Source organism: Collinsella tanakaei, from assembly GCF_030373545.1.
Taxonomy (GTDB): Bacteria; Actinomycetota; Coriobacteriia; order Coriobacteriales; family Coriobacteriaceae; genus Collinsella; species Collinsella tanakaei_C.
Window position 1 is genome coordinate 40041 of the sequence record NZ_JAUDCO010000002.1, and the last position, 13828, is coordinate 53868.

The following is a 13828-nucleotide window of genomic DNA, read 5'->3' on the forward strand; positions in this document are numbered from 1 at the left end:
TGCCGAGCAGTGCCGTCCGTACTGGCGAGGGGCACCGAAAAACCGCGCCCCAGAGCTATACATGGTTTCTGCGCCCCAGCCAAGCATGGGGCGATCTCAAATCGCTACTTCGCGATGCGGTGGATGAACAGGCCGCTGCGCAGTTTGGGCTCGAACCAAGTGGACTTGGGCGGCATGAGCATATCGGCGTCTGCCACGGACAGCAGCTGGTCGATGGATGTCGCATGCATGGAGAATGCCACGCCTTCCGTGCCCGCCCGTCGCTCGAGCTCGTCGGTTCCGCGGATGCCGCCCACGAAGCTGATGCGCGGGTCGGTGCGCACGTCGCCGATACCCATGATCGGAGCGAGTACACGCTCCTGCAGAACCGACACGTCGAGGGCAGACACGGGATCCGCCGAGGCGACCTCGGCGGCAAGCGCTTCACTGAAGGCGAGGCGCCACCAGCGGCCGTCGGTAAACATGCCGACCACACCTGCCGTCTCGGGCTTTACGGCGGCATCCGCCTCGATGACGTCGAAGCCTGCCGCGCGCACGCGATTCAGCAGCTCGTCGACGGAAAGCCCCGAGCGATCGGCGACCACGCGGTTGTACGGCAGGATCGCGAGCTGGCTTGCGGGGAACAGCACCGACAGGAAGAAGTTGAACGGCTCCTTGCCGGTGAGCGTCCCGTCCTTGCGCGCCTGGTCGCGCATGGCTTGGGCGACCTTCACCGCCGAGGCGGTGCGATGGTGCCCGTCGGCGATATAGGCGCAGGGCACATGGGCGAACATGGCATGAATCGCCTCGACGGCATCTTCGCGCACGACTTCCCACACCGTCTGTTCCACGCCCTCGTCGTCGGTAAAGCGATAGATCGGCGTGGATTCCTTTGCCGCGTTGATGATGATGTCCAGCACGGGCTGGTCGCGATAGGTCAAAAAGATGGGGCCAGTCTGACAGCCCAGCGCGCGCATGTGCTCGATGCGGTCGCGCTCCTTGTCCTCACGCGTGAGCTCGTGGCGCTTGATGGTCCCGTCCTCATACTCATCGATTGCGCAGACGCCCACCAGGCCCGTTTGCGTGTGCGCGCCGCAGCGCAGCTCGTAGATGTAGTAGGCGCGGTTAGCATCGGCGATGTAGGTTCCATCGTCCAGGCGCTCGTGCAGCAGCTCGGCGGCGCGAGCGTAGACCTCCGGTGCGTACATATCCTGATCGGGCGCGAACTGCGTCTCCGGACGATCGATATTCAGAAACGACAGCGGCCGCCCCTGCACGTACGCAACAGCCTCTGCGCGGTCGAAGACGTCGTAGGGCAGCGCCGCGACCTCGGCGGCATGTGCGGGAACGGGGCGAATGCAGGGGAAGGGAAGCACGCGCATATCGGTGCCTTTCTGGCCGAATCGGGTTTGCTGTCTCGTCATGATACCGCAGCGGGCGGGTGTATCCTGAAGACCTTACGCATTGGAAACGTCGGGAGATAGTGCTTCATATGGGATTTATCGACACCGCTTTGACGATGGTGACGCTCGCCATCCCCATCATCATCGGCTATGCCGCCCACAAGCTCGGCTTCATGGGGGGCGAGTTCGACAGCGCGCTGTCCAAGCTCGTGATCAACATCACGCTTCCGTGCATGATCTTGGTGTCCGTGTGCGACCGGGAGCTGCCTGCTGCCGAAGTGCTGCTCCAATTGCTGGGACTATCGGCAGTCGGCTACGTCATTGCGGTGGTCTCCGCCCTCGTCGTGCCGCGCCTCATGTGCGCTCCCGAAAGCGGCGCCTACAGCTTCGTCATCGCGTTCGGCAACGTCGGGTTCATCGGGTTTCCCGTGCTCGGAGCGGTGCTGGGGCCCGATGCGGTGCTCTATGCCGCCATCGCCAACATCCCGTGGTACATCCTTTCCAGCAGCGCCGGCGTCCTCATGATCTCGGGCATCCCCGAAGGTGGCGCCGCGAAGGCTGCACGCGAGAGCGCGAAGCGCCTGCTGTCGCCCATGCTCGGTGCCAGCGTGGTCGTGCTCGCGATGGCGCTTGCCGGCGTCAACGACCTGGGCGTGCTGGGCGACGGCCTGTCCAACTGCGGCGCGTTCACCACCCCGGCTGCCCTGCTCATCTGTGGCTCGTCGCTGGCGAACTATTCCGCCCGCGAGATGGTGACCAACTGGCGCGCCTATGTCGCCTGCGCCATGCGTCTGGTCGGCGTGCCGCTTTTGCTGCTCTGCGCGTTTCGCGGTATCGCCCCCACGCAGCTCACGTTGGCGGTTATCGTGCTCGGCCAAGCCATGCCCGTCGCCACGAACGGCATCCTGTACTGCCTCATGTACGGCGTGGACGCCAAGCCGGTGATGCAGGGCATGTTCCTGTCGGTCTTCGCCTCGATCGTCACGATTCCGCTTATGGCGCTGCTGGTCGCCTAGGACACAGCGCCCGCTTGGCAGCTCGTATCAGTCCGTCTGCCAAAGCGTTTTGCGCATGAGGGCCCGAAGCACCGCCTCCACGCGCACCACGTCGGCTTTCGGCACGTACTCGTTGGGCTTGTGGGCGAGCGCGAGCGATCCGGGCCCGTAGGACAGGCAGGTGCGGTTGGCGCACATGCCGGCGATGACGGCGGTATCGGTATAGCCGGTGAAAAACCCTATGTCGGCAGGTTGTCCGGTTGCAGCTCGGACGGCGTCGGACAGCGTGGCGAGCAGCGGGGAGGCGGGATCGCGCTCGATGGCGGGGCGGTCGCCGGTGATCCGGAAACTGCCGTGCGCGCCCGGCACGGCGGCTTCTGCCGCGTCGATTGCATCGGTGACGATGCGGCGGGCGGCCTGCGTATCCGTCGGCGGCACGAGGCGCATGTCGATCCACGCCGTGCACGCATCCGGTACCACATAGGGCTGATAGCCGCCGGTGATCTGCCCGAATGTGACCGTAGCGGGGCCGAGCTCGTCGTGTGCGGGAAGGGCTGCGAACGCCCGGCGTATCTCCGAGATGGCCTCGGCCATGGCGGCGACGGCGTCGGCGCCTTCCCACGGTTGGCTGGCGTGGGCGGTGACGCCGGTCATCGTCAGCTCGAACCAGGTGCGGCCCTTGTGCGCCACCTGGATCTGCCCATCGGTCGGCTCGGTGTCGAGCACCCATTCGCTCGACCCCACCCATCCCGCTTCGATGGCCGCCTCGGCGCCCCGCATCTGGTCTTCCTCGTCAACCGTGCAGATCAGCGAGAATCCGCGGCGGGGGAGCGAACCTTGCGCCTCGATGTCGTCGAAAAGGCCGAACAGCGCCGAGAGCGCGCAGGCAAGGCCGCTTTTCATGTCGCAGGCGCCGCGGCCATAGAGTCGGTCGTCGCGTACGACGGCGTCAAACGGCGGGGTTGCGGGCGACCATCCATCGCCCGTCACGACCGTATCCATATGGCAGATGTAGACAAGGCGCGGCTCGGCGCCCGTTCCCGGAACCGTCACCATGAGGTTGCTCCTGCCGGGCAGCACTTCGAGCCGCTCAAGGGAGACGTGACGCCTGACGGCATCCGGCAGCTTGGCCACGCGCGCCTCGACCATCGACGCGATCGCGCATCCGATCGCGCCCTCATATGCTCCCGGATCGGTGCTGTCGATACGCACCAGCTCCTGTGCCACGCTCCACGCGTCCACGCCAACCTCCTGCATGCTCGATGACGGATAGGGCCCTGTCCCACATTGTAGGACAGGGCCCCGTACGCGATGCGACGTATGCGGCGACGCGACTACTTGATCACGCGCACGCGGTAGACGGCGGGAATGCGCTTCAAGGCCTCGATGGTGGAGCTGTCGAGGTGCTCGTCGGTATCGAACATCGTGTAGGCGTTCTCGCCGGCGCTCTCGTTGACCATGCGCTGGACGTTGGCGTTGTCGTCGGCGAGGATGCGGGTGATCTGGCCGATCATGTTGGGCACGTTGGCGTGCAGGCAGGCGATGCGGGATGCGGCGCGCGCCTTGCCCATGGAGCAGGCGGGGTAGTTCACGGAGTGCGCGATGTTGCCGTTTTCCAGGTAGTCCTTGAGCTCGGAGATGGCCATGTCGGCGCAATTGGCCTCTGCCTCGCCGGTGCCCGCGCCGGAGTGCGTGGTGATGAACGTGTTGGGCATGAGGACGGTCTTGGGCGTGGCGAAGTCGGTGGCGAACCAGGAGAGGCGTCCGCTGTGCAGGGCGGTGTCGACCGCGTCCTCGTCCACGATGGTCTCGCGCGCGAAGTTCACGAGCACGGCTCCGGGTGCGAGCAGGTCGAGCTGCTCGGTGGAGATCATGTTGACGGTGTCGGCCTTGGAGGGGACGTGCAGCGTGAGGTAGTCGCAGTTGCGGCAGAGGTCCTCGAGGGTGCCCACGCGCTGCACCTCCTGGGACAGGGCCCACGCGTGCTCGACTGAGATGAACGGATCGTAGCCGTAGACATCCATCCCCAGGTGGACGCAGGCGTTGGCGACCTTGGATCCCACGTTGCCGAGGCCGATCACGCCGACGCGCTTGCCCTTGAGCTCGTGGCCGACGAAGGCCTTCTTGGCCTTCTCGGCGTTTACGAGGATGTCGGGGTCGTCCGCGTTGGCCCGCACCCACTCCATGGACTGCACGATACCGCGGCTGGACATGATCATCATGGCGATGACGATCTCCTTGACGGCGTTGGCGTTGGCGCCGGGGGAGTTGAACACGACGACGCCGCGCTTCGCGTACTCCTCGATGGGGATGTTGTTCACGCCGGCACCGCAGCGCGCGATGGCGCGGATGGAGTCGGGCAGCTCGTAGCCGTGCAGGTCGGTGGAGCGCATGAGGATGGCATCCGCGTCGGCCGTCTCCTCCACGAACTCGTAGCCGTCGCCGAACTCGACGTCGCCGTCTTTGGTGATGTCATCGATAGTCTTGATATAGCGCATGGGATAAGCTCCTTCGTTCTTCATCGCGATACGGACCTGACAAAGCGGCACGCCCCCTTTGCCAGATGCGGCGTGGGGCCCGCGGATGCGGGCTAGCGCGATCGTGTCGACGGGGCGTGCTGCGCTTCGAAATCACGCATGTAGTCGATAAGCGCCTCGACAGATTCCATGGTGACGGCATTGTAGATGCTTGCGCGCATGCCGCCGACCAGGCGGTGGCCGCCGATGCCCTCGATGCCGCGGGCGCGGGCGCCGGCGACGAAGGCGGCGTCGAGCTCGGGCGTCGGCGTGCGGAACGTGACGTTGGCGATCGAGCGGGAACCGGGGCGCGCGGTGCCGCAGAACACCTCGCTTTCGTCGAGCACGCGGTAGAGCGCATCGGCTTTGGCGCGGTTGCGCTGCTCCATGGCGGCGAGGCCACCGGTCTGCTCGACCCAGGAGAACACCTTGCCGCAGGCATAGATACCAAACGTGTTGGGCGTGTTGAGCATGGACCCCTTTGCCGCCTGCGTGCGGTAGTCAAGATAGGAGGGGCAGATGGAGAGCGCCGGGTCCTCCAGCAGGTCGCGCCGGACGATCACAACGGTCACGCCCGCGGGGCCCGCGTTTTTCTGCGCGCCGGCGTAGATCAGGCCGTAGCGTTCAACTTCGAGCGGGAAGGACAGAAAGCAGCTCGAGACGTCTGCTGCAAGCGGGATGTCGCCGGTGTCGGGCAGCTCATGGTACATCGTGCCGAAGATCGTGTTGTTCTGGCAGATATGGACGTAATCGAAGCGCTCCTCGCGGCAGCGCGCCTTGACGGGCGCGAGGTCGGGGATGCGGTCGAAGCCGGTGTCTTCGCTGCTCGCCAACAAAACGGCGTCGCCGTACTTGGCCGCTTCCTGCCAGGCCTTTTTCGCGAAGTGTCCGGATACGACGTAACCGGCGCGCCCCGTGTGCATAAGGTTCAGCGGAATCGCGGCGAACTCAAGCGTGGCGCCGCCCTGCAAAAACAGAACCGCGTAGGTGTCGGGAACGTTCAGCACGCGGCGCAGGCATGCCTCGGCCTCGTCAAAGATCTGCTGATAGGCGGCAGATCGATGGCTCATCTCCAGAACCGACATGCCGCATCCGCGGTAGTCGGGCAGCTCTGCGGCGATCTCGGACAGAACGCTTGCGGGCAGCGCAGCGGGTCCGGCGGAGAAGTTATGCACGCGCGCCATGCGGGATGAACCTCCAAAAGACGGGAATCGGTTCGAACTACTCTAGCATAGTGGAGTATCTCGTTGGCATCTGTAACGTATACGAAATGACAGCGATCCTATGCATCCGTGCGCACGGCGTGAACGGGGAGGGCGGATTCGCGCGCGGCACCCCGTCGCGCTACAATAAGGTTCAAGTTGAAGGTTAAGGTGAGGGGGCGACGCGTGGCGACTTTTGTGACCTCGGACGCGCACGGCCATCTGAAGGCGCTCGACCGGGCGCTCGAGCTCGCCGCTCCCGGCCCGGACGATACCGTCTACGTGCTCGGCGACATGGTCGATCGCGGCCCGGATCCCGTCGGCGTGCTCCGTCTGGTGCACGGCCTGCCTCGCGCCCGCGTGCTGCTGGGCAACCACGAGGACATGCTGCTCACCGCCCTTGCCACCGGCGAGCAGCTCGATTTGCTCACCTGGGAGATGAACGGCGGCTCCTCGACCGCCGCGGGGCTCGATGCGCTTCCGCGCGACGAATATCTCGAGCTGCTCAACTGGATCGAGAACCTGCCGCTGTGGGATGTTGTCGAGGTGGGGGATAGGTCATACCTGCTATGTCATGCCGGCATCGACGCGCTCGCGCTGCGCGGGTACCTCGCCTGTGCGGGCTACGGCCCCGAAGAGGGGTTCGCGCGCGTTCCGTTAGACGTGCTGCGCGCCGGCATGGAGGCGCAAGATCCCGAGGACCTGCTTTGGATTCGCGGCGAGTTCTGGAGCGAGCCGACGGGCCTGGTCGGCCGCGACGGGACGGGGCCGGTTGTCATCGCGGGGCATACGCCGTCGATTCTGCTGTACCGCTATGCGAACAACATGTGCGAGCCGGTGCTTTCGCCAGATGGGCGGGCGTGCATGGTCGAGGTCGGTGCCAGCTGGGATACCGGTGGCGTCGCCGACCGCGTCGATATCGACTGCTCGGCTGCAGGCGGCGCGCCCGTCGGCCGCGTCGGCGTCATGCGTCTGGATGACCGCCGCGTTTTCTACGCCGACATCGAAGAGGGCGAATAGCGCGCGAACGCGTTAAATGGAGTCGGGCACAATGCCACGCTAGTTTGCGAAGGGGTCGCGGGCGCGCGTGATCTCCTGGCGGATCTGGGCGTACTGCCAGACCAGCAGGGCGAGCAGCACCGCCATGACGACCAGGTAGCTCACCACCGCTCCCGTGAGGCCGAGGATGCGCACGAGCACGAACGGCAGGATGGCGGAGGCGATGAAGGCGACCAAGTAGAGGCGCATGACGTCGCCTTGACGGCGCAGCACCGTGATGATGGCGTACAGGAAGTCGATCGCCGCCGTGATGCCTCCCGCGGCGACCATGAGGTAGGACAGGGCGCGGAACCGCTCGAAGTCCAAACCGTAGGCAAAGCTCATGAACGGAATGCCGACCGTGCCCATGATCGCGGCGGTCGCGATGCACAGCGCTACCACCACGCACATGACGGCCGCGATGACCAGGTCGAACCGGCGCCTGCGGCGCGGGTTTGCCCAGATGCCCGCCAGGCGCACGAGCTGGGGCTTGTAGATGAACCCGACGGTGAGCAAGATGCCCTGCGCAGGGAAGTAGAGCGCGTTGAAGTACAGCTGGTTCTCGTAGGCGAGCGTGCCCTCCATCGCAAACTTGGGCATGCTCTCGATGAGGTTGAACAGGAACAGCGCGGCGAACAGGGGAGCGCCTTGGCGGAACAGACGGGTGACCTCGTCGACTGCCATCGGTCGCGACTTGTCGGTCTCGAGCAGGGCCAAAGGCGCGCTCAGCAACACGAGCGAGGCGACGGCGGCGACCGCCATGGCGATGGAGGCGACCTCCAGGCTTCGCGTGACGAGCAGCAGCACGGCGAATGCGACGATCGCGCAGGCGGACCGGACCGTCTGGCTGATACCGGCGAGATAGAGCTTGTCGGCCTGCTGGAGGCGCCCCTCGTACACGTCGGCAATGCCGTCGACGACCTTGTAGGTGAACACGCCCAGGCAGATGGTCGTCATCGAGGCGTCATAGGAGCGCAGCGTGCAGTAGAGCGTGCCGGCGACGAGGGCGGCGATGCCGGTGATCCATCGATGCGCCTGGTAGGAGGAGAACGAATTCGTCTCGTCGATATCGGAGACCTGGTAGTTGCGCACGCCGAAGTTCGCGGCGATCATCAGCAGCGTGCCCACGACGAAGGCCATGGAGAACATGCCCGCGCCCTCGGCGCCCGCAAGCTGCGTGGCCACGATGGTGAGCACGGGAAACGAGCAGCCCCAAAGGGCGGTGCCGAGCGTGTTCCACAGATAGTCGCGCCCGGTGCTGCCGTCCTCATAGCGCGCCTCCTGCTCTGAGAAGGAGCCGGAAAAAATCGCCTCCAGAAGGCGCGTCCACCAGCGGTTGATCAATCGGGCGATCGGGCCGGGCTGACGGGATGAGGAGGGACGGCGCACGGTGGCGCCGACCGGCACGGAGCCTTCGGGCGCCTGGCGGAACCGGGGCTTGCCCGTAGTGTGCGCGGCGTCTCGCGCGTCTTTGAGATCGCGAATCCTGTCGAGCGGTGAGATCGCCATGAAGCTCCTCGGTGTGCCGATTGAATACGTTATACGAGAGGGTAGCATGCCCGGGCCAGTCGCCAAAATCGCACCGAAACATGCCGGTAATGCATGGGGTTCCCGCATGTCGGACGCGCAGGGTGAGCTATTATTCCCGGTGGGAGGAAAATAATTTTCCATTTCCATTTTCCTAGTTTCGCTTCCTTGAGGGAGGGCCTATGGATTCGCTCGCGTTCGCTTTGGCGCTCTTGCCCATCCTGTGGTTGGTTGTGGTTCTGCTGGTGTTCAGGCTCCCTGCCTGGAAGGCTGCGCTCGGCTCGTTTGCCCTTGCGTGCGCCTTGGCGCTGCTCGTGTGGCATCTGCCGGCGCGGGAGGTGGCGACGGCGAGCCTTGAGGGCTTCTGCATGGCGCTTTGGCCGATCGTGCTCGTCATCATCGCCGCGGTTTTCGCGTACAACCTGTGCGTGAGCACGGGCGCGATGGGCACCATCAGCCGCATGATCTGTTCCATCTCGAGCGACCGGCGGATTCTCGCGCTGCTGGTCGCCTGGTGCTTCGGCGGCTTCATGGAGGGCATGGCGGGTTTCGGGACCGCGGTGGCGATTCCTGCCGGCATGCTCGTCGGCTTGGGCTACAAGCCGCTGCCGGCGGTGCTCATGTGCCTGCTTGCCAACGGCGTGCCCACGCCCTTCGGCTCCATCGGCATCCCGACGGTGTCGCTGGCGGGGCTGGTGGGGCTCGACCCCGCGCGCCTTGCGTTTGTCGAAGTGCTTCAGCTCGCCCCCTTCTTCATGGTCGCGCCGTTTCTGATCGTGCTCGTCGCGGGGGCCGACGATGCCTACCGGGCGACGGTGCGCACGCGTCTAGCCGGCGTCGGGTTGGTCGCTTTGGTTTCCGGCGCTTCGTTTGTCGTGCCTACGGCGGTCGTGGCGGCGTTCGTGGGACCGGAGCTCGCCGTGGTGGTGGGCAGCATCTGCTCGCTCGCGGCGACGGCGCTTGTCAGCATGCGCGTCGAGCGTGCCGGCGCGCTCGACGTGCGGTTCCATCTTGAGACCGAGGAAGGCGAGCCCGTCTCCCTTGCCGGTGCGCTGACCGCCTGGTCCACGTTCATCCTGATCTTCATCTTGCTCATGGGCTCCTCGAAGCTCGTGCCGCCCGTCAACGAGTGGCTTGCCCGCTTCAGCTCGACGGTCACGATCTACACGGGGAAGAACCCCGGGTCGCTGTCGTTCTCGTGGGTGAACACGCCGGGTGTCTGGATCCTTGTTGCTGCGATTGTCGGTGGGCGCATCCAGGGCGCCGGCGCAAGGCAGATGGGCCGCGTGTTCGTGGCCACCGTGCGCCAGATGATGCCGACGGTCGTTACCATGCTCGCCGTGCTCGGTTGCTCCAAGGTTATGGGCTACGCCGGGATGATCTCGTCCATCTCCTCCTTCTGCATCGCGGTGACCGGCTCGCTCTATCCGCTCGTGGCGCCTTGGATCGGCATGGTCGGTGCGTTCGTCACGGGCTCCGGCACGAGCTCCGCCATGCTGTTCGGTCTTATCCAAAGCCAGGCCGCCGAGGCACTCGGTACCGATCCGTACTGGATGGTCGCCCTGAACGAGCTGGGCGTGGCGGCGGGCAAGATGCTGTCGCCCCAGACGCTCGCCATCGGTCTCGCATCCGTGCGCGTGGTGGGAAAAGACGCCGAGCTGCTGCGCGCCGTACTGCCCTATGTGCTGGGGTTCCTGGTCGCCATGTCTGCCATCGCGCTGGCCTTCGCGTAGCGTCCCCGTATGAGGCCTCGTCGAGGGCGCGTACGGGCGGTGCACGGTTTTCACATCGATGTACTTGGCTTTTCCGGTCTGCTTGACGGGGCGCATGGGCGAAGCCGGATGCATGGCGAGGGGAAAGCACGGAATGCGCGTCCTGTCAAGGTGCGCCGTGCACGCCTTGGTGAGGTCCTTTCGCTGTTTTTTGCCCCGATTTTGGTATACGAGTCGCAAACGAACCGGCTATTATCAATGAAGTGCGCCGTCATTTCTCCATATTTGCGGTGCATGCCAGACTTTTCGCGGTATCAATCGGGGCGCGTCGCCTTCCGGTGCGCGCCAGCGTAGGAAAGGTTGCTGTCTATGATCGAGACAATCCTGCTGGAGTCCGGTATCGACTGCGATATCGACCGCGTGCACGTTGACTGGAGTCCTGCCAAGCTCATCGAGCACGCCATCTCCCACCACGAGGGCTACCTCACCTCCACCGGATCGCTGTCCGTGAGCACGGGCGCCTTCACCGGCCGTTCGCCCGAGAACCGCTACATCGTGGACACCGGCGATGCCGAGAGGAACATCAACTGGAACAGCTCCACCAACAAGCCGATCGACGAGAAGACCTACAAGCGCGTCCGCAAGAACGTCACGCGCTACATGTCTCAGCGCCGCCACCTCTTCGTCATCCGCGGCTACGCGGGTGCCGACCGCCAGTACGCGCGCAAGGTCATGGTCGTGTGCGAGCGTGCCCACCAGGCGCTGTTCATCCAGAACATGCTCGTGCGCCCCACCGCCGATGAGCTCGAGGTGTTCGGCCGCCCCGACATCCTGGTCTTCGCTGCGCCCTCCTACGTGTGCTCGCGCGACCGCGACGGTGTCGAGCCCGCCGCCGTCATCCTCGACATGAACAAGAAGAAGATCGTCGTCGCCGGCACCGGCTATTGCGGCGAGATCAAGAAGGCCGTCTTCACGATGATGAACTACCTGCTTCCCATCGAGGACGGCGTGCTGCCCATGCACTGCTCGGCCAACGTCGACCCCGCCACCGGCAAGACCTGCATCCTGTTCGGCCTGTCCGGCACCGGCAAGACGACGCTGTCCGCCGATCCCGATCGCCTGCTCATCGGCGACGACGAGCACGGCTGGAGCCCGCGCGGCGTGTTCAACATCGAGGGCGGCTGCTACGCCAAGACCATCGACCTCACGCGCGAGCGCGAGCCGGACATCTTCGACGCCATCCGCTTCGGCAGCGTCTCCGAGAACGTCAAGCTCGATCGCCGCACCCGTGCCGCGATCTACTCCGACAGCTCCATCACCGAGAACGGCCGCGCCGCCTATCCGCTCGAGCACATCGAGCGTGTGGTCGAGTCCGGCACCGGTGAGATTCCGAGCGTCGTGCTCTTCCTGACCGCCGACGCCTACGGCGTGCTGCCCCCGATCTCCAAGCTCTCCCGCGAGCAGGCGATGTTCCACTTCCTGACCGGCTACACTGCCAAGGTCGCCGGCACCGAGCTGGGCGTCAAGGAGCCGCAGCCCACGTTCTCCGCGCTGTTCGGCGAGCCGTTCATGCCGCTCGATCACATGACCTACGCCTACCTGCTGGGCGAGAAGATCGCGCAGAACAACACGCGCGTCTACCTGGTCAACACCGGCTGGACCGGCGGCCCGTACGGCGTGGGTCACCGCATCGCGCTGTTCCACACCCGTGCGCTGGTCAAGGCCGCGCAGACCGGCGAGCTCGATGTCGCCGGCTATCGTCACGACGATGTGTTCGACGTCGACGTGCCGCTGGCGTGCCCGGGCGTCCCGACCGACCTGCTCACCCCGCGCTCCACGTGGGCCGATGGCGAGGAGTACGACCGCTGCGCTGCCGACCTCGCCCAGAAGTTCCGCGATAACTTCAACAAGCGCTATCCCGGCGTCCAGCTCGAGGATCTCGCTAAGGCTCGTCGCTAAGGCGACCGTTCGCCCTGTTCGGTGGTAGAATGGGGCACCGATAGAGAGCCCGCATCTCCGGATGTGGGCGACGCGCAAGCGCCCACGCGCCGGCACCGTAGGACTTTGAAGGTGGCCGGCAGTGGGCGCTTTTTCGATAGGGAGGCATTTGCTATGAAGAAGTTCGTGACCGACGATTCGTTTTGGGAGCTGTTTCCCGATGCCGCGATCGGCGTCGTTGTCGCGCGCGGCATGAAGCGCGCCGACGAGGTTTCCGATGAGGACAAAGCCGAGCTCGAGCGCTTGCTCGTTCGCGCCAACATGATGGCGGAACGCCACCTGACGAGCGATACCATCTCTGAGAACGCGCCGGTGAAGGCCTGGCGCGAGGCCTATCGCAAGTTCAAGACGAAGAAGGGCGCCCGCTGCTCGATTGAGAATCTGCTCAAGCGCGTGCTCAAGGGAAACCCCGTAGGCCCCATCACCCCGTCGGTCGATATCTACAATGCCGTCTCGCTCACCTACGCCCTGCCCGTGGGCGGCGAGGACATCGATGCCTTCCAGGGCGACCTGCACCTGACGGTCACGCAGGGCGGGGACGCCTTCTTGCCGCTCGGTTCCGACGAGCACGACGACCCGACCCTTCCCGGCGAGCTGTGCTATCTCGATGACGCAGGCGCGGTGTGCCGGTGCTGGAACTGGCGCGACGGCGTGCGCACGGCCCTGACGGATGACTCGCGCAACGCGTTTTTGATTATCGAGTGCGTCGAGCCCGACCGGGTTGAGGAGCTCTCTGCCGCCATCGATGAGCTCGCCGAGTCCGTGGAGCGCTATCTGGGCGCCGCCATCGAGGCGAAGCAGGTCGTGGATGCCCAGCATCGCGAGGTCATCATCGAGCCCTAGCGTAAACCGCTTCGCTTTCGGCCACGTGGCTGCGGAATTGCGCCGCGGTCTCGGTCTTGAAGTGGCTGAGACCGCGGCGACGTGGTATATAGTAATGTTGACGAGTCAACATTACGCAGAATGAGAGGTGAGCGCTGTGGAGGCGTCGCGGTTCGAGGATTTCGTCGGGCTCATCACACTCATTTCCAAAGAGATTCAGCGCATCAAGACGGTCGAGGCGACCAAGCTCGGCCTCAAGGGTTCGGACATCATGTGCCTGTACTACCTGGGGCAACATGAGGAGGGACTGACTGGGTCCGAGCTTGCGCGCGAGGCCGATGTCACCCGCGCCGCCGTGTCGCGCACCCTCGCGCGCCTCGAGAGCGAGGGGTACGTCGAGGTGCAGGATGAGCAGGGTACCGGCTCTCGCTATCGCGCACCGGTGCGCCTGACCGAGCGCGGCCGTACCGTGACCGCCGAGGCCAACGAGATCATTCGCGCCGTCGTGCAGGAAACAGGCGAGGAACTGGGCGATATTCAGCGCGTCCAGATGTATCGCTCGCTCAACGTCATATACGAGAAGCTCAAGAGGATATCGCGCGACAATTCAGCGGACTAGGTGCGGTATCGCCGTGC

11 protein-coding genes are annotated in these 13828 nt (G+C 65.2%); 6 read left to right on the forward strand and 5 right to left on the reverse strand.

Annotated features, from left to right (window positions below):
- Positions 1-104: 104 nt before the first annotated feature.
- Positions 105-1361, reverse strand: a complete 1257-nt coding sequence (locus tag QUW00_RS01605) for a DUF1015 domain-containing protein (RefSeq protein ID WP_289612659.1) — start codon at positions 1359-1361, stop codon at positions 105-107.
- Between the two features lie 110 nt (positions 1362-1471).
- Here QUW00_RS01605 and QUW00_RS01610 point away from each other — a divergent pair, with 110 nt between their 5' ends.
- Positions 1472-2398 carry an AEC family transporter gene (locus QUW00_RS01610; protein ID WP_289612660.1) on the forward strand — a complete coding sequence of 309 codons (927 nt, stop codon included), beginning with the start codon at positions 1472-1474 and terminating at the stop codon, positions 2396-2398.
- Positions 2399-2425: 27 nt separating this feature from the next.
- Here the strand turns inward: QUW00_RS01610 and QUW00_RS01615 are convergent, their stop codons facing one another.
- The 3 genes from QUW00_RS01615 to serC form a co-directional block, all read right to left on the reverse strand.
- The gene (locus QUW00_RS01615) at positions 2426-3619 is read right to left on the reverse strand and encodes a M20 family metallopeptidase (protein WP_289612661.1); all 1194 of its coding nucleotides are present in this window, start codon (positions 3617-3619) and stop codon (positions 2426-2428) included.
- Between the two features lie 92 nt (positions 3620-3711).
- Entirely contained in the window at positions 3712-4875 is a 1164-nt protein-coding gene (locus QUW00_RS01620; protein WP_289612662.1) for a phosphoglycerate dehydrogenase, read from the reverse strand.
- A gap of 92 nt (positions 4876-4967) precedes the next feature.
- Complete coding sequence (gene serC, locus QUW00_RS01625; RefSeq protein ID WP_289612663.1) at positions 4968-6077, reverse strand: 3-phosphoserine/phosphohydroxythreonine transaminase; 1110 nt, start codon at positions 6075-6077, stop codon at positions 4968-4970.
- Positions 6078-6281: 204 nt separating this feature from the next.
- Between serC and QUW00_RS01630 the strand changes: the two genes are divergently transcribed.
- Positions 6282-7115, forward strand: a complete 834-nt coding sequence (locus QUW00_RS01630) for a metallophosphoesterase family protein (RefSeq protein ID WP_289612664.1) — start codon at positions 6282-6284, stop codon at positions 7113-7115.
- Positions 7116-7154: 39 nt separating this feature from the next.
- On the opposite strand, the gene QUW00_RS01635 is transcribed toward QUW00_RS01630, so the two are convergent.
- The gene (locus QUW00_RS01635; protein ID WP_289612665.1) at positions 7155-8642 is read right to left on the reverse strand and encodes a lipopolysaccharide biosynthesis protein; all 1488 of its coding nucleotides are present in this window, start codon (positions 8640-8642) and stop codon (positions 7155-7157) included.
- A gap of 200 nt (positions 8643-8842) precedes the next feature.
- Between QUW00_RS01635 and QUW00_RS01640 the strand changes: the two genes are divergently transcribed.
- The 4 genes from QUW00_RS01640 to QUW00_RS01655 all read left to right on the forward strand — a co-directional run bounded on the left by QUW00_RS01640 (position 8843) and on the right by QUW00_RS01655 (position 13811).
- Positions 8843-10393: an L-lactate permease gene (locus tag QUW00_RS01640; protein ID WP_289612666.1), complete on the forward strand. Its 1551-nt coding sequence runs from the start codon at positions 8843-8845 to the stop codon at positions 10391-10393.
- 348 nt (positions 10394-10741) lie between these two features.
- Positions 10742-12331 (forward strand): phosphoenolpyruvate carboxykinase (ATP), encoded by a 1590-nt coding sequence (pckA, locus tag QUW00_RS01645; RefSeq protein WP_289612667.1) that lies wholly within the window; start codon positions 10742-10744, stop codon positions 12329-12331.
- 153 nt (positions 12332-12484) lie between these two features.
- Entirely contained in the window at positions 12485-13213 is a 729-nt protein-coding gene (locus QUW00_RS01650) for a B3/B4 domain-containing protein (protein ID WP_289612668.1), read from the forward strand.
- Positions 13214-13349: 136 nt separating this feature from the next.
- The gene (locus tag QUW00_RS01655) at positions 13350-13811 is read left to right on the forward strand and encodes a MarR family winged helix-turn-helix transcriptional regulator (protein WP_289612669.1); all 462 of its coding nucleotides are present in this window, start codon (positions 13350-13352) and stop codon (positions 13809-13811) included.
- Positions 13812-13828 lie beyond the last annotated feature (17 nt).